Annotated in this window: 14 protein-coding genes and 1 tRNA gene; 12 read left to right on the top strand and 3 right to left on the bottom strand. The window is 59.4% G+C overall.

The window, feature by feature from the left end; translation table 11 throughout:
- Positions 1–71: 71 nt before the first annotated feature.
- The 4 genes from ACT17R_RS02660 to ACT17R_RS02645 are packed head-to-tail and all read left to right on the top strand — an operon-like array spanning position 72 to position 7,056.
- Positions 72–2,606 (top strand): DEAD/DEAH box helicase family protein, encoded by a 2,535-nt coding sequence (locus ACT17R_RS02660; RefSeq protein ID WP_444808936.1) that lies wholly within the window; start codon positions 72–74, stop codon positions 2,604–2,606.
- 9 nt (positions 2,607–2,615) lie between these two features.
- Positions 2,616–5,213, top strand: a complete 2,598-nt coding sequence (locus ACT17R_RS02655) for an N-6 DNA methylase (protein WP_444808935.1) — start codon at positions 2,616–2,618, stop codon at positions 5,211–5,213.
- Positions 5,213–5,959 carry a hypothetical protein gene (locus ACT17R_RS02650; protein WP_444808934.1) on the top strand — a complete coding sequence of 249 codons (747 nt, stop codon included), beginning with the start codon at positions 5,213–5,215 and terminating at the stop codon, positions 5,957–5,959. Before ACT17R_RS02655 ends, ACT17R_RS02650 begins: the two co-directional genes overlap by 1 nt.
- A complete protein-coding gene (locus ACT17R_RS02645) occupies positions 5,959–7,056 on the top strand; it encodes an endonuclease NucS domain-containing protein (RefSeq protein ID WP_444808933.1) in 1,098 nt (365 codons plus the stop codon). Before ACT17R_RS02650 ends, ACT17R_RS02645 begins: the two co-directional genes overlap by 1 nt.
- A gap of 231 nt (positions 7,057–7,287) precedes the next feature.
- Here the strand turns inward: ACT17R_RS02645 and ACT17R_RS02640 are convergent, their stop codons facing one another.
- Positions 7,288–7,710: a hypothetical protein gene (locus tag ACT17R_RS02640; protein WP_444808932.1), complete on the bottom strand. Its 423-nt coding sequence runs from the start codon at positions 7,708–7,710 to the stop codon at positions 7,288–7,290.
- Between the two features lie 185 nt (positions 7,711–7,895).
- On the opposite strand from ACT17R_RS02640, the gene ACT17R_RS02635 reads away from it, so the two are divergent.
- The 8 genes from ACT17R_RS02635 to ACT17R_RS02600 all read left to right on the top strand — a co-directional run bounded on the left by ACT17R_RS02635 (position 7,896) and on the right by ACT17R_RS02600 (position 14,247).
- On the top strand, positions 7,896–8,111 hold the full coding sequence (locus tag ACT17R_RS02635) for a helix-turn-helix domain-containing protein (protein ID WP_444808931.1): 216 nt from the start codon (positions 7,896–7,898) through the stop codon (positions 8,109–8,111).
- A gap of 2 nt (positions 8,112–8,113) precedes the next feature.
- On the top strand, positions 8,114–9,448 hold the full coding sequence (locus ACT17R_RS02630) for a type II toxin-antitoxin system HipA family toxin (RefSeq protein ID WP_444808930.1): 1,335 nt from the start codon (positions 8,114–8,116) through the stop codon (positions 9,446–9,448).
- On the top strand, positions 9,445–10,341 hold the full coding sequence (locus tag ACT17R_RS02625; RefSeq protein ID WP_444808929.1) for an HNH endonuclease: 897 nt from the start codon (positions 9,445–9,447) through the stop codon (positions 10,339–10,341). The genes ACT17R_RS02630 and ACT17R_RS02625 overlap by 4 nt, the downstream gene beginning before the upstream one ends.
- Positions 10,342–10,561: 220 nt before the next feature.
- Positions 10,562–10,963, top strand: coding sequence for an MbcA/ParS/Xre antitoxin family protein (locus tag ACT17R_RS02620; protein ID WP_444808928.1), 402 nt, complete (start codon positions 10,562–10,564; stop codon positions 10,961–10,963).
- Positions 10,935–11,675 (top strand): RES family NAD+ phosphorylase, encoded by a 741-nt coding sequence (locus ACT17R_RS02615; protein ID WP_444808927.1) that lies wholly within the window; start codon positions 10,935–10,937, stop codon positions 11,673–11,675. The genes ACT17R_RS02620 and ACT17R_RS02615 overlap by 29 nt, the downstream gene beginning before the upstream one ends.
- Complete coding sequence (locus ACT17R_RS02610) at positions 11,665–12,024, top strand: sigma factor-like helix-turn-helix DNA-binding protein (RefSeq protein WP_444808926.1); 360 nt, start codon at positions 11,665–11,667, stop codon at positions 12,022–12,024. The genes ACT17R_RS02615 and ACT17R_RS02610 overlap by 11 nt, the downstream gene beginning before the upstream one ends.
- Before the next feature lie 63 nt (positions 12,025–12,087).
- A complete protein-coding gene (locus tag ACT17R_RS02605) occupies positions 12,088–13,017 on the top strand; it encodes a HEPN domain-containing protein (protein ID WP_444808925.1) in 930 nt (309 codons plus the stop codon).
- Between the two features lie 399 nt (positions 13,018–13,416).
- Positions 13,417–14,247: a 23S rRNA (adenine(2030)-N(6))-methyltransferase RlmJ gene (locus ACT17R_RS02600; RefSeq protein WP_444808924.1), complete on the top strand. Its 831-nt coding sequence runs from the start codon at positions 13,417–13,419 to the stop codon at positions 14,245–14,247.
- Positions 14,248–14,449: 202 nt separating this feature from the next.
- On the opposite strand, the gene ACT17R_RS02595 is transcribed toward ACT17R_RS02600, so the two are convergent.
- A tRNA-Thr gene (locus tag ACT17R_RS02595) sits at positions 14,450–14,525 on the bottom strand.
- Between the two features lie 165 nt (positions 14,526–14,690).
- Positions 14,691–16,574 carry an AMP-binding protein gene (locus ACT17R_RS02590; protein WP_444808923.1) on the bottom strand — a complete coding sequence of 628 codons (1,884 nt, stop codon included), beginning with the start codon at positions 16,572–16,574 and terminating at the stop codon, positions 14,691–14,693.
- Positions 16,575–16,584 lie beyond the last annotated feature (10 nt).

Raw genomic sequence — 16,584 nt, 5'->3', positions numbered from 1 at the left:
GCTCCCTCAAGGGCCTTGGTCAATCGAAGGCGAAAAGGCGTTGGCTGTCGAACAACTGACCGGGGGGCTGAGTGCGGGCTAAAGAAGCGACTGCAAGAATAAAAATAAACCGGCTTCTCGAAGAAGCTGGCTGGCGATTTTTTGATGATCACCGCGGCCCAGCTAATATCGTTCTGGAGCCGAATACGAAGATCACCGAAACCCAGATCAATGAGCTCGGTGAGGATTTTGAAAGCGCCAAGAATGGCTTTATCGATTTTCTGCTGCTCGATAGTGACGGGCGCCCGTTGATCGTTCTTGAAGCGAAATCCGAGTCCAAAAATCCTCTCGCCGCGAAAGAGCAAGCTCGTCGGTATGCGCGCGAACAGAATGCCCGCTTCGTTATCTTGTCGAACGGCAACATCCACTACCTGTGGGATTTGAAACAAGGCAATCCGAGCGTCATCACTAAATTCCCCAGCCCGGATGCCATCAGGGATCATCACCAGTTCAAGCCCGACGCAGCGCGCCTAGCCAGTGAGGTTGTCGAGCGTGACTACATAGCGCTCACGCAGATGCCGGGTTATGCCAATGAGGCAGGCTGGAAGAATGAGGCTGAGCAATCCGCGTTCATTGAGAAGAACAAGCTGCGGTTCCTGCGCGACTACCAGCGGCGCGCAGTCCATGCGGTCCAACGTGACGCCAAGAAGGGGGCCGTCCGCTTCCTTTTCGAGATGGCAACTGGCACTGGAAAGACACTTACCTCTGCCGCCATTATCAAGCTGTTCCTTAAGACTGGCAACGCACGCCGAGTCCTGTTTCTAGTCGACCGGATCGAGCTGGAAGTTCAGGCCGAAAAGGCCTTCAAGGCTCTTCTGAAGAATGATTTCACCAGCGTAATCTATAAGGAGCAGCGAGACGATTGGCGAAAAGCGGACATTGTCGTTACAACCGTTCAATCGCTGTTGTTCAATGACAAGTTCCGGCGCTTTTTCGCGCCGACAGATTTCGATCTTGTGATTTCGGACGAAGCCCACCGATCAATAGGCGGAAACGCGCGCGCGGTTTTCGAGTATTTTGTAGGGTACAAGCTCGGACTCACAGCCACGCCAAAGGACTACCTGAAGCAGTCGCGGAGCAGCACCGCCACGCGTGATCCGCGTGATACCGAACGCCGCATGATGCTCGACACCTATCGCATTTTCGGATGCGAAGGAAGCGAGCCTACCTTCCGTTATTCCCTGCTCGATGGGGTCCGCGACAAGTTCCTGATCAACCCCTATGTCGTTGATGCTAGAACCGAGATTACCACTCAGCTCTTGTCTGACGAAGGCTTCGTCGTCGAAACGACCGACGAGAATGGTAACGAGGTGAAAGAAGCTTTCGCCGGTCGGGACTTCGAGAAGAAGTTCTTCGCCGACGCGACCAATGACGTTCTGTGCGAGACCCTTCTCACCCACGGACTACGTGACCCAGTCACCGGGGAATTCGGCAAGACCATCGTGTTCGCCGTCAGCCAGAACCATGCCGCCAAGATTGCGCAAATTCTGAATGAAATGGCCGATCATATCTGGCCGGGAAAATACCAGTCAGACTTCGCTATGCAGGTAACCAGCGAGGTCCCAACTGCCCAGACCATGACGGTCCAGTTCGCGAACAATAACCTTGGCGGACGCAGCACTTTCGATGAAAGCTATGCCACCAGTAAGGCCCGAGTTTGCGTAACTGTTGGCATGATGACCACCGGCTACGATTGCCCGGATATCCTGAACCTCGCAATGATGCGGCCGATCTTCAGTCCTTCGGACTTCGTGCAAATGAAGGGTCGCGGTACCCGCAAGCATCGCTTCGCGGAGGAGATGCGCGATCCAAAGCGCAAGGCTGAGATGGATGGGCTTGAGAAGACCGAATTCCGGCTGTTCGACTTCTTCGCCAACTGCGAATTCTTCGAAGAAAAGTTCGACTATAATGAAGAGCTGAAACTGCCCAAACCCGGTGCCCAGCCGTTCACATCAACGGTTGAATCGCCACGCCGCACGTTCAAGGGCTTCGAAACCTTCCAGCCTGATAGCATCACCAGCCAAAACGAGCAGCAAATCGGTCTTGAGGGCATGCGGGTGGATCGCGAGCTGTTCCAGAAGTTCGAGGACATGGCCCGCGCCGATCCTGCACTCACCGCCATGGTTGAGCAGCAAAACTGGGAAGCTGCCGTCCGCCGGGTCATGGACCATCTGTTCGACAAGCCCGATGATTTCTTCACGCTCGACAAGTTGCGCCGTGCCGCCGGGCTAGATCGTCGCCTGACAGTGCGCGAAATCATCGAAAAGGCGTTCGGCCACATCCCTCGCTTCAAATCGAAGGACGAGCTGATCGACGACGAGTTCCAGAAGTTCCTGCTCGACCAGAAGCCCGAAGAGGCCGACCGGATCGCCCAGATGCGCTACTTTTTTGATGCCTACATCAAAGATGCGGGCGTCCGAAAAACCATCGACGAAGGCCACTTCACCCAGCTCAACGTCAATCCGATTTTTGGAATGAAAGACCTGAAGGAAGTGCCGCCGGAATGGCGCAAGCGCATACCGGAATATATCAAGGACTATGTGTCCCTTAACCGCTTCCTCCCCTAAGAGCGCCCTATGCTAGACAGTGATACCAAACGCCGCATCAACACCTGCCGTGACATTCTGGTCGGCAAGGTCCCCGACCCTAAGAGTCAGGTCGAACAGATCACCATCGCCCTGATTTACAAGTTCATGGACGACATGGACCTCGAATCCGAGGAAATGGGCGGCGCGCGCACTTTCTTCGCGGGGGAGTTCGAGCGTTATGCCTGGGCCAAGCTCGTTGCGCCCGGCGTCGGCGGGCAGGAAATGCTCAATATCTACACCGAGGCCTTGACCAAGATGGTCGAGAATCCGGGCATCCCAGAGCTGTTCCGCTCAATATTCAGAAACGCCTATCTGCCTTACCGCGATCCCGAAACGCTGCGCAGTTTCCTGCGCGAGATTAACGCCTTCACCTATGACCATAGCGAACGGCTGGGCGACGCATTCGAATATCTCCTGTCGGTACTAGGCAGTCAGGGCGATGCGGGACAGTTCCGCACCCCGCGTCACATTATCGATTTCATGGTGGACATCATCGATCCCAAGAAGGACGAGGTGATCCTCGATCCCGCCTGTGGCACCGCCGGCTTCCTGATTTCCAGCTATAAACACATCCTGAAAGCCAACTCGACCGATGCGGGTAGCAATGGCGCGGGCGTAGAGGTGGATGCCGCTGAGGCGACGCTCGACAGCCCGCTGCGCTATTCCGGTGACCTTCTGACGACTGAAGACCGGCAGCGGCTGGCCAGCAACATCAAGGGCTATGACATCTCGCCCGACATGGTCCGGCTGTCACTCGTCAACCTATATCTCCACGGCTTTGCCGACCCCAAGGTGGAGGAATACGACACGCTGACTAGCGATGACAAATGGGGCGAAACAGCGGACGTGATCCTCGCCAATCCGCCCTTCATGTCACCGAAGGGCGGAATAAAGCCGCACAATCGCTTCGGTGTGCCGTCCAAGCGCAGCGAAGTGTTGTTCGTCGATTATATCGCCGAGCATTTGAACCCCAATGGCCGCGCTGCGATCGTCGTGCCAGAAGGCATCATCTTCCAGAGTCAGAGCGCCTATTGTGAGCTGCGCCGGATGCTGGTGGACAAGTATCTCGCCGCCGTCATCTCGCTGCCCGCCGGTGTGTTCAATCCCTATTCGGGCGTTAAGACCTCGATCCTCATCCTCGACCGCGCGGTGGCCAAGGCCAGCAACAACGTCGTTTTTTTCAAAATCGAAAATGACGGCTTTGGCCTAGGCGCACAGCGCCGCGCGGTGAAGGGTAGCCAGTTGCCGCAGGTCAAGGCCGAGCTTGGCGCTTGGCTTGATGCAGTGCGCGGTGGCGAGGAGGTGGCACTGGACTCGTCGTTGGGCTTTGCGGTCGAGAAGGCGCAGATTGCCGAAGACGGCGAGTACAATCTGAGCGGGGAGCGTTATCGCGAAACAACGCAGCGGGAATCGGCTTGGCCATATGTGAAGGTCGAAGACATATTCGAAAAGGCGGGTGATACCGTCTTGCCCGCAACACTGAACGGGCCTGTTACCTATATTGGATTGGAAAACATCAATTCCAATACCGGTACATTGAACGGTGAAACTGTCATCTCCGACCCAAAGGAAATAAAGAGCCTGAAGAATTGCTTTCACCCCGGCGATCTACTGTATGGGAAACTTCGTCCAAACTTGAACAAAGTTTGGCTCGCGGACCGGAGTGGCATTTGTTCAACAGACATATTCGTTGTCAGGACCGATCCAACCATAGCTGATGCCGGACTCTACGCGCATCTGTTCAGACAAGATCATTTCAATCAGTTGGTAATGGCCGAGATCAAGGGCGCACAGTTGCCTCGGGTCGGCTGGCAGTCCTTTGGTGCTATCGAAATCCCACTGCCACCCTTGGAGGTGCAACAGGAGATCGCGGCGGAGATCGAGGGCTATCAGCGGGTCATCGACGGCGCTCGCACCGTCCTCGAAAACTACCGCGCTCATATTCCCATCGACCCGACTTGGCCCATGGTGGCACTCAGCGAACTCATCGAACGACTCGATTCTGGCGTCAGCGTTAACTCCGAAAACAGGGAAGCTAAGCCAGGAGAAAAGGGCATCCTGAAGACCAGCTGTGTTACTTCCGGCGTATTCGTGCCAACGGAACACAAGGCGATTTTGCCCGACGAGGTCGAAAGGGCCAAGTGCTCGCCGAAGGCTGGTTCGATCATAATCAGCCGGATGAATACCGAGGCGCTTGTTGGAGCAAGTGCATACGTGGCTGAGGATTTTCCGGAACTCTATTTGCCTGATCGTCTCTGGCAGACGGTGATCACGAGGGAAGACGTTTCGGCTCGGTATATCCATCAAATCATCGCGTCGCCCGCCTATCGCGCAAAGATCAGCACGGTTTGTGGGGGCACGAGCGGGAGCATGAAGAACATATCCAAGCCGGCATTGCTTGGGATCGAGGTCCCCCTCCCGGACTTCGAAACCCAACAAGCCATTGTCGCTGAGATTGAGGCCGAACAGGCGCTGGTCGAGGCAAGCCGCGAACTGATCGCCCGCTTCGAGAAGAAGGTCGAAGCCGCCATAGCCCGCGTTTGGGGTGGCGCTGCGGAGGCTCTACCTGAAGAGGTCGCTGCCTGATGGACGAAGCTCTCGAACTGAATGAATACCTGCCAGCTTCGCTCGCTGCCGCGAACGAGCAGGGCTACCTACAGTTTCTGTGGTCGGCCTTTCAAAGCAACTATGAGCAGGGCCGCTACGAGTTCGCCAGTCTGGCATTCCACCTGCTTTACATGAGCTTTGTCAGCTTCTCGATTTGGCAAATCAGGCTTGCCCGCCCTGAGGCTTTCCACATGGCCATGGTTGGCTTTCGTGCCGAGGATGAGGGCAAGATCACAGAGTGCGACAGCCCCTTCAAGTTCTATGAAAAGCTGAAGGAATCGCAGATCTTCCGGTTCCTGAAGCTGATCGGCTGCAACAACGAGCAAGTCGGAGAGTTTGCCAAATTCGTGAAGCGCCGCAACAAGATCGCGCACCCCACTGGCACGGTGTTTTTCAACGACCAGCAAGCGATCGACGATGAAATCACAGACATGATGCGCGAGGTCCGCAACATCGAGGATCATATGCAGCCGGTCATCACCGAACTCTATCGGCGCTTCCTGACTGAAAGCGCTCAGGCCGAAGAACTTCAGTATGGCACCTTTGCCGAGGAGCTTTCCGCCAACTTCATTCACAAGGCTTACATGTCGATGGCCGATCTTCGCCATTGTTCAACGTTTGATCTTGCAACATTGGTAGATCATCCCGGCCAAGACGTGATGACAGGGCTGCACGCTGAAGTTGCTGCCTTGGCTATGAATGAAGATGAGATGGAGGACGCTTGATGCCCATCCGCAATGCGATCTGGACAGTAAGCGACAAACCCCAACCCCTAGCGGAAGCGCGCTTGTCCAGCGAGCGCGTGCTGGAAGACATGATCGTCGCTGCACCGCGCATCCTATCAGACGAATGGATGCTGATCGGGCGGCAAGAGCGGACAGGTAATGGCGGGATCATTGATCTGCTCGCCATTGCGCCCGACGGCGCACTTGTACTGATCGAGCTGAAGCGTGACCGCACTCCTCGTGAGGTGGTGGCGCAAGCGATCGACTATGCGTGCTGGGTCGAGAAGCTGGAAGCAGAAGATGTCGCGGCAATTTATTCCCGCTTCTCACCCGGCGGCAATCTGGCTGCCGATTTCCTATCTCAGTTCGGTCAACCGCTGGATGAGGAACAACTAAACTACGAGCATGAGATCGTGATCGTCGCCACACACCTCGACGAAAGCAGCGAGCGCATCGTCGAATATCTCAACGAGCGCGGCATCGCGATAAACGTTTTGTGCTTCCAGATATTCCTGCACGGTGAGCAGCAATTACTCAGCCGAGCATGGCTTCTCGATCCCGTCGAGACGCAAGTCAGCGTTGTTGCCCCGACCAAGCGCGGGGCGCGCGAGCGAGAACCTTGGAATGGAGAGTTCTATGCCTGCTTCGGTCATGGCGAGACACGCAATTGGGAAGAGGGTCGACGATACGGTTTTATCTGCGCAGGCGGCGGCAGTTGGTACAGCAATACGCTGAACCTACTAAACATCGGCGATCGTGTTTGGGTTAAAGCACCAGGGTACGGCTTTGTCGGTGTTGGAGAGGTGATTGGCCCGCGCGAGCCGATTACCGAATTCCAGATTGAAGTGAACGGAGAAGTTCGTCCAGCCGCCGATGTTCTGCAAGGGGCCAGCTACCACCGGGAATTCATAAACGATCCTGAGCGTATGGAATACTTCGTGCCGATCAAATGGCTCCACTCGGTTCCGCTTGAAGGTGCGGTCAATGAGATCGGGATGTTCGGCAATCAGAATACTGTCTGCAAACCGACCACGCCAAAGTGGCGGACGACCGTGGAGCGGGTGAAGGAACAATGGGGGCTGAGGCGCAGCGAGTAAATGTTCCGCCAAATGTTCTTTAGGCTGCCGGAGCGCGAATTTTACATCGGCACACAGGACCACTTGGCGCGAGAGGCCTATGATCGTATTCGTCGCGGAGATAATCGGCCAGATTTGATCGGCGCGGAGTAGGACGCGGAATGCCGTTTCCGCCCTTCAACCTCCGGGGCGGAAGATCAATCTGGGGGCATGATTGGGGGCATAATCAATCACCCCAAGATAAAACGCCCACTATATCAAATTTATAGGATTTATCTGCGAGTCCTCTTCTGGCACCATTTTTCTTTTCGGACGCATCCGCAAGCGTCCGGAAAAATCCATGAAATCAAAGGTTTTCACGGATCTGGCGTCCACCGGCATCCGGCTGAAATCGTTGCGATTGACGGTATCCGACGACATTTTTGACGGTAGCGAAAACGGCAAAAAGGTGGCTTCATGCTTACCGATTTGGCAGTCCGAAAGGCAGTTGCGCGCGACAAGCCCTACAAGCTCTCCAACGGCAGAGGCCTGTACCTGCTGGTCACCAGGGCCGGTCAGCGACGCAGGCGGGTCGACTATCGCTTTGGAGAAAAGCGAGCGACAGCCGCGCTGGGGGGCAGCCCGCGCCATAGCTAGCTTTTCGTGATCGTCGTAATGAGTGCTGGCGATCGACATGGATAGAGCCCGGACTTCGACAATACCCTATAGCGCAGAACGTCCGCTCAAGCTACTAAGTCACTTACCGATCGGTAAGATTTTCCGGATTAACCATCGAATTGGAGTGCATCCTTCCCGATCGGGAAGAAATGAATTTGAAACCGTAGAGTACATATGCAATCTTCCCGTTCGGTGAGAATGACGTGATCGACAACGCAACCCAATTCGGCGCAGCCGTCGCCTCGGCCCGCAAGGCCCTTGGCCTTACCCAGCGGGAGCTGGCGCTCACCATCAACAGCGGCGAACGCTTCATCGTCGATCTGGAAGCTGGGAAGCCCACCGCGCAGCTCGGCAAGGCTCTCGCCGCAGCCAAGGCAGTCGGCCTGCGGCTCACCGCAACCGGCATTTCGCAGGTCTGACGGTGGACCTTCCGGTTCACTATGAAGACCGCCTGGTCGCCACGATCAGCGCCGATGCGCAGACAACCCGCCTTGCCTATGCGGATGCCTGGGGTTCATCCGCTGACAGCTTCCCTGTCTCGCTGGCCATGCCGATCCGGCCGGAGCCCTATGAGGGGGACCAAGTCCTTCCCTGGCTGATGAACCTCCTGCCGGAGGGCGAACCGCTGCGCGCCATGACGCGCGCGCTAGGCGCCGCACCGGAGGACGCGCTCGGCCTGATCGCACAGACCGGCAACGATCTGGCAGGCGCGCTCAGCATCGCTCCGCAGCGGCCGCGCGGCGAGCCCGGCTATCGCCCGATCCCGGATGCCGGTGCACTGGAACGGATCATCGAGGAACTGCCAGCGCGGCCATTCCTGGTCGGCGAGGACGGCGTCTCGATGAGCCTCGCCGGCGCGCAGGAAAAGCTGCCGGTGGCTGTCATCGACGGCCAGATTGCGGTGCCGATCAACGGCGCGCCATCCACCCATATCCTAAAGCCCGACAATCCACGCCTACCCGGCAGCGTCCACAATGAAGCGCTATGCATGCTTCTCGCCCGCCGCATCGGCCTCAATGTCGCGCCGGTGACAACGGGCGTTGCAGGGGAACGCAGCTACCTGCTGGTCGAGCGCTATGACCGGACGGGTACTGGCAACAACGTGCGCCGCCTGCATCAGGAGGACTTCTGCCAGGCTCTCGCCCGTTCTCCCGCCGCCAAGTATGAATTCAACGGCACCGGAACGCGCGGCCCCTCGATCGCCGACATGTTCGCGGTTGTCCGCGAGCATATGACAGCGCGCGACATCACCCGGCTGCTGGACGCCGTGATCTTCAATATTGCCATCGGCAACGTGGAATCCCACGCGAAAAACTACTCGATCCTGCTCGGCCCAGGTGCCCCGCAGCTTGCTCCGCTCTACGACCTGATGTCGGGCCTCGCCTGGACCAACATCACCCAGAACCACGCCCAAGCGATCGGCGAGCAGCGCCGCGGCCGCCACATCTGCGGTCGCCACTGGCGGCGCATGGCCGACGCCGCAGGCCTGGCAGCGCGGGGAACGGTGCAGAGGGTGGAGCAGGTGACGGCACGGTTGCTGCGCGAATTGCCCGCAGCGGTCGAGGAGGTGGCAGCTATGCCAGCAGGTTCGTCGATGCTGGAGGTCTTCGCAAAAGAGATCGAGGAGCGGGCAACAGAAGTCAGGGGGCACGCCGAAAAGGAAGGCCTGCCCGGCACCGCTGAAGTGCCTACGGACGACGTACCGACGATAGGCGTAAGCGCCTATTCTGCTGACAGGGAAGCGGGAGCGTCATGACCAAAGGCATCTTCGTTCATCGCACCGACTCGATCTACGACGACAGCCCGGCGGAGCAGTATCAGTTCCCGCGCCAATACCTGACCCGCGTCAGCGCCTGCATTGGCGATTGGATCATCTACTACGAGCCAAGCAAGATCCGCGACACGCGCGGATACTTCGCGGTGGCCAAAGTAGCTCATGTCGTGCCGGACCCGACCGCCAGGGACATGTATCTCGCCCTGATCGAACCCGGGACCTACCTGGACTTCCCCAACCCGGTCCCGTTCAACGGTCCCCGGGGGCTAGTCGAACGCGGAGTTCTCAACGAGCAGGGCAAGATTTCGGGTCGCGCCCAATCCGCAGTTCGGCCCCTATCCATCGAGGACTTCAACCGCATCATCGACCTTGGCCTCGCGGAAGATGACAGCTTCCTGCCGAGGATCGATGAGACGCCCGAGAACCTGCTGCGCGAGGAGCGCTCACCGTTCCAGTTCGAGATCGAACGCGACCGCGTGGCAAATCTCGGTTCACGACTGGTCCGTGACCGCCTGTTCCGCCGTCGTGTTGTCGAGGCCTATGATGCCCGCTGCGCGGTAACCGGGCTGAAGCTGATCAATGGCGGCGGCCGCGCTGAGGTCGAGGCCGCCCATATCCGGCCCGTGGACCGTGGCGGGCCGGACATCGTGACCAATGGGATTGCCCTTTCAGGAACCGTCCACTGGATGTTCGATAGGGGCCTGATCGGATTGAATGACGACCTTGAGATTCTCGTCAGCCGGCAGGCGAACGACCCCGACAGCATCCGCTCTCTGATCAACAGGACCGGCTTCGCCATCCCACCACAGCGACCGCTAGAGCGCCCGCATCCGGCCTTCCTAGCCTGGCATCGAGAGCATTGCTTCAAGCACTGACAAAACCTGCATCAGGCGCCGCAGCGGTTCCGAACTCCTAAGGAACGTGATTCAGTGTCGCCTAACCGAGGGCGTTATTGGGATGAACGGGTAGCAATGCGTCAGTGGTGGAGCGCTTATCTCGACGCCTTGCGCGTCTGATGAAGCCCAAATCTCGGCCCTAACCGCCAAATGAAACGCGCCCGCTTGCAAAATCCGAAGTTTGTTCTTATGAATGGAAATGCAGAATTTCATTCTGGAGAATGTAATGGCGACGCGGCCAGCCTCCCAAGCGGATCAGGGACGAGTTCTCTCGGAAGCGGTAGCGCGTGTGGCGACGTGCTGGAAGCTGACGAACGAGCAGTTGGGCTCAGTGGTCGGTATTTCCGCGGCAACGGCCTCGCGGCTTCGTTCCGGCAGTTATCAACTTCAGCGAGCCGAGAAGGCGTTCGAACTTGGGCAGTATCTCGTCCGGCTTTTTCGCAGCCTCGATGCGCTCATGGGAAGCGACGATGCGGCGTCGACGTCTTGGTTGAAGTCGGAAAACTTGGATCTTGGCGGCAGACCGATCGATCTGATCCGCTCCATCCGCGGTCTGAACGACGTGGCCGACTATGTCGATAATTACCGCGCCCGCGTTTGAGCGAACGCCGAAGCCAGAGCATTTTCGCTCCTACAGTGGGAAGCTGTGGCGGATCGTCGAGGCGCAACATCGGATTTCGACTAACCGCCTGGCTGCTGGCTCCGACGATCAAGCGTTGCTTGAACAGCTGGTGGAAGAAGTAAAGCCAACCTTGCCGGTGACGGCGAGACACCTTCACTACCTGCTCGCCACGCCGTTTCGCTACGGTCACAAGAGTAGCTCAAGATTTCGCCGCGCCGGCGAGAAGCCCGGCATTTTCTACGCCGCAGAGTCTATTGGTGCTGCGATCGCCGAGACAGCCTATTGGCGGCTGCGCTTCTACTCCCGGTCGCCCGGATTCCAGCCGCCGAGCACGACCGTTGAACACTCGGCAATCAATGTCTCGGTTGCGATGGATCGGTTGCTCGACTTGTGCGCAGATCCATTTGTTGCGGGCGCGTCGCTGTGGATGGCGCGGGACGACTATTCCGCTTGCCAGCAATTTGCGTCTGAAGCGCGAGAGATTGACGCGCAGGCTATTCGCTATGTGTCCGTTAGAGATCCTCAGCATCGCGCGAACGTGGCCCTGCTGGATCCATCGGTCTTTCGTGATCCAGCGCCCCGCAATGCCCAAACTTGGCATATTCGCTATGAGCAAGGCGAGCTGATCGCTCTTCGCGCTTTTCCGTCGGAAGATCGGTTTAGGTTTCGTCCCTCCGACTTTGGGCTTTGAGCGCCGAAGCCCTTTTGCGATCACCCGCGTCCACATAGTCCGCGGCTTCGCTGAAGAGCGAATATTTGGGCCGGGTTCGCGCGGTCATTGGGGTCACCTTGAACCGCCCCGGGATTCCCGCGAAGACCGGCTTTGCCTGTGGCGCGCCGAGCGTGCCGTCGATCGGATGGAGGAGATGGACCGCAAGGTCTTCCTCGCGATCCGTGTCGAGGAGCTCGGCTATCCCGAGATCGCCGCCCGGTTCGGCATAACGGTTGCCGACGTCGAATGGCATTTTGCGGGCGCCCTTCGCGTCCTCATGATCGCCATGGACGAAAAGTATCCATGGTGGTGGCGTTTCCGGCTCTAGGAAGGCGGGCGGGCCGGATGGCGCTTGCCATCCGGCCCGCGCGATTACAGGGTGATAATCATCATGCGTACCGACCTTGATCATCTTCCAGCCGCCAAGCAGCGCGAACTTGAGCGCGTGAAGGCGATCATCTTCGAGGAATTTGCCGACAGCATCGCACTCGCGACGATGAGCTGGAAGAAGAAGGGCCGCATCGACAAGATCATCCTCTACGGCAGCTATGCGCGCGGCGGCTGGGTCGATGAGCCGCACACCGCCAAGGGCTATCGCTCGGACTTCGACCTGCTCATCATCGTCAGCGACAAGCGGCTCACCGACAAGGTCGATGTCTGGTCCAAGCTCGACGACCGGTTCGCCCGGGAGCTTTTGATCGACCAGACCCTCAAAACGCCAGTGAACTTCATCGTCCACACCCTGCAGGAAGTGAACGACGGGCTCGCGCACGGGCGCTATTTCTTCATGGACGTCGCGCGCGACGGGATCGCGCTCTACGAGAGCGACGACAAGCCGCTCCACACCCCGAAGCCCAAGACGCCGCAGCAGGCGCTGGCAATGGCGCAGGAGTATTTTGACGAGTGGATGCCTGCGGCGTCAGGGATGCTGGAAACAGCTAACTTCAGCCGTACATCGGGCCGGCTGAAGGACGCGGCGTTTCTGACTCATCAAGCAGCCGAGCGCCTGTATCACTGCGTCCTTCTGGTCTGCACTTTCTACTCCCCCCATGTCCATAATCTCGGATTCCTTCGCACGCAGGCCGAGCGCATCGACATGCGTTTGGTCGATGCCTGGCCGCGCGAGCTGAAAGCCGACCGTTCGCGCTTCGAAAAGCTCAAGGAAGCCTATGTGAAGGCGCGCTACTCGAAGCATTACCGCATCACCGAGGAAGAATTGCGCTGGCTCGGCGAACGCGTCGAAGAGCTGGGCCGCGCGGTTCATGCCATCTGTTCGGAGCGGATTGCCGCGCTTGAGACCGCAATGAAGAACGCCGGCTGATCCTTGCCACGCCGATCGACAAAAGCCGGCCAGATCGAGGCGCTGATCCAGCGCCTCGAAGGCGTCGCAATCTGCGATGACTGCGTCACGGACAGGCTCGGTCAGAAGTAACTGCAAAACGCAGCGTTTTTCTCACCCGTCTGTGTGACGATGGAATGCGCTATGCGTAAGTATGACGCTAAATTTTGTGCCATTTGCTGTTTCCCGCGTGTCGGCGGTCAAAGTACCCGACAGCAAGGACCATTTGCGCCGGCGCGGGCTTGAGATCTTGCCCAGAAGCGCTTTGATGCTTTCCGTCCGACGTTATATGGGGCCCATATCGATTGCGTCACTCGTTTCGCGGTCGGCCGCCGCGCGCAGAACTTCATGCAAAGACAGATCGATGAGCTCTGAATTCTGATGAATTATCGTCATTCCTTCCATGCCGGCAACAGCGCCGATGTCGTGAAGCATTGCCTGCTGATCGCTCTCGTGCGGGCCTTGCAGCAAAAGCCCGGCGCGCTGACCCTGATCGACACCCATTCCGGATGCGGGCTGTACGATCTCAAGGGCGATCAGGCGCAGCGCACCGGGGAGGCTGCGCAGGGTGTGCTGCGGGCCTTTGCCGACGCGAACCCCTTGCTCGACGATTACCGCTCCGCGGTACAGGCCGTGAATGCCGGGGGTGAGCCGCACCTCTACCCCGGCTCGCCGCGCATTCTGGAGCAGCTGTTGCGGCCCCAGGATTTTCTGATCCTCAACGAAAAACATGCCGAAGACGCCGCGGCCCTGCGCAGCGCGATGCGCGGCACATCCGCGGCCGTGCATGAGCGCGACGCCTATGAGTTGTGGCTGGCAATGTTGCCGACCCGAACGTCACGCGGTGTGGTGGTGGTCGATCCGCCCTATGAGCAGACGGATGAGCGCGCCCGTATCGCCGCCACTCTTGCTGCCGCTCACCGCAAATGGGCGCACGGCGTAACCGTGATCTGGTATCCGCTGAAAGACCGCGCGGCGCACGTGCGATGGAAGCAGCAGCTGAGGCGGCTGGGCATCCCGAAATTCCTGTGGGTCGAGCATTGGCTGTACGATGCCGATCAGCCCGGCATCTACAACGGCGCGGGCCTTTTCATCATCAACCCGCCATACGCCTTCACGCAGGCGTTGCCCCCGCTGCTCGAAGCCCTCCGCGCCGCGCTGGCGCCGGAAGGGCACCGGGGCGAGCTCGCAGCGGGTTGGTTAGGAAATTAAGACAACCTCCATCACCGAGTTCACAGAAAGAGAGCCCCGGAGGCTCCATCTTCCGGCGTGTCTCGGACTTGGTTGCCAGACTCAAAGGAAAGGTGGCCAGCTCTAGCGCGACGCTGCTGAAATCGTCCCAAACAGGACCCAATCAAGCACCCACGCAAAAGACCCTTCAGCCGCACGTGTCGGGTTTGCCTTGGGAGGAGAGTGGTGCCGCTTACAGGACTCGAACCTGTGACCCCATCATTACGAATGATGTGCTCTACCAACTGAGCTAAAGCGGCAACGATGGGCGCCTCTATCAGCGTGCCGGGGCGAAGACAAGCGTCCTTGCGAAGAAACTGTTTCCCGGGATTTCGTGCGCCTGTGGGGGTGATGCGAGACAATGATAGCGGCCATTTCTGCCCGGCCGCCGTATCGGCGCGAAACGAAACGGCCTTCCACCAATGTCAGAGCGCTGACCGCGCCGCGACCGCTGCGCGGATGATCGTGGGCACCCCCGGATCCTCGATCGTCGGCGGGCATTCGACATGCTGGCCGTTGACGATGCTGCGCAGCAGGTTGCGCAGGATCTTTCCCGACCGGGTCTTGGGAAGCTGCGGCACGACATAGGCGGTCTTGAGCGCCGCGACCGCGCCCAATTCGGCGCGCACCGCGGCGATGACAGTGCGCACCAGCGTATCGGGATCGGCGGCGCCGGCACGCGGAACAACGAAGGCGACGGGGATCATTCCCTTGATCGCATCGTCGGCGCCGATGACCGCGCATTCGGCGATGCCGTCCTGCTGCGCGACGATCTGTTCCATCTGACCTGTCGATAGGCGGTGGCCCGCGACATTGATGATATCGTCGGTGCGGCCCATGATGTGGAGGAAACCGTCGGCATCGAAATGGCCCGCATCCCCCGTCTCATAATAGCCGGGGAAGCTTTCGAAGTTGCGCGCAAAGCCCGCCGGATTGTTCCACAGGGTGCGAAAGGCGCCGGGGGCAAGGGGAGCCTTGATCGTGATCGATCCGCTCTGCCCGTCGGGGACCGGCTGGCCGTCCTCGCCGAGCACGACGAATTCGTAGCCCGGTACCGGAAAGCCGGCGCTCCCGCGCTTGCGGCGCAGGTCGCCGAGCGCGAAGCAACTGGCGATCGCAGGCCAGCCGAGTTCGGTCTGCCACCAATGGTCGATCACCGGCAGGCCGGTCTTTTCCTCCAGCCAGGCGATGGTGTCGGGATCGGCGCGTTCGCCGGCCAGGAAGACGGCTTCGAGATCGCCGGTTCCGATGTCGGCCAGAAAGCCGGCGTCGGGGTCTTCCTTGCGGATCGCGCGGATCGCGGTCGGCGCGGTGAAGAAGGTCTTGACCCCGTGGCGGACGATCGTGCGCCAGAAGGTGCCAGGATCGGGGGTGCCGACGGGCTTGCCTTCGAACAGGATCGTCGTCGCACCGACGAGGAGCGGGGCGTAAACGATATAGCTGTGGCCGACGACCCAGCCGACGTCGGATGCCGCCCAGAAACAATCGCCTGCTCCGATGCCATAGATATTCGCCATCGACCAGGCGAGCGCAACGGCATGTCCGCCATGTTCGCGCACCACCCCCTTGGGCGTGCCCGTCGTCCCCGACGTGTAAAGGATATAAAGCGGATCGTTTGCCGCCATGACCGTGGGTTCGGGTATCGGATCGCCGGCACATTCGCTGCGCAGCGTCATCCAGTCGATATCGCGCGGCGGCTGGAGATCGGCGGCAAGCGCATCGCGCTGGACGAGCACGACATGCTCGACCTGGTGATTGGCAAGCGCGAGGGCCTCATCGACCATCGGCTTGTAGGCGATCAGACGGCCCCCCTCGATCCCGCACGAGGCCGTCAGGATCAGCCGCGGGGCGGCATCGTCGATGCGCTTGGCAAGTTCGAGCGCGGCAAATCCGCCGAAAACGACCGAGTGGATCGCGCCGATGCGGGCGCAGGCGAGCATCGCAAACACCGTTTCAGGGATCATCGGCATGTAGATGACGACGCGGTCGCCCTTGCCGACACCCAGCCGCTTGAGCATCGCCGCGACGCGGCCGCTTTCTTCGAGCAATTGCGCATAGGTGAACCGCCGCACCTGCCCGGTGACCGGACTGTCATAGACGAGCGCCGGCGCATCGCCGCGACCCGCCGCGACATGGCGGTCGAGGCAATTGGCGGCGGTGTTGAGGGTGCCTCCGGCAAACCAGCCCGCATCGGCATCATGGATGCGCTGCGGCGGCGTCACCCAGTCGATCGCCCGCGCGGCGGCGCCCCAAAAGGCGTCGCGGTCGGTGATACTGTCGGTCCAGGCCTGCCGGTAGGCGTCGCTCATCTGTCGTCCT

The sequence above is a fragment of the Sphingopyxis sp. Q841 genome (genome assembly GCF_052384365.1).
GTDB lineage: Bacteria > Pseudomonadota > Alphaproteobacteria > Sphingomonadales > Sphingomonadaceae > Sphingopyxis > Sphingopyxis terrae_A.
This window is presented reverse-complemented; position numbering and strand designations above follow the sequence as displayed.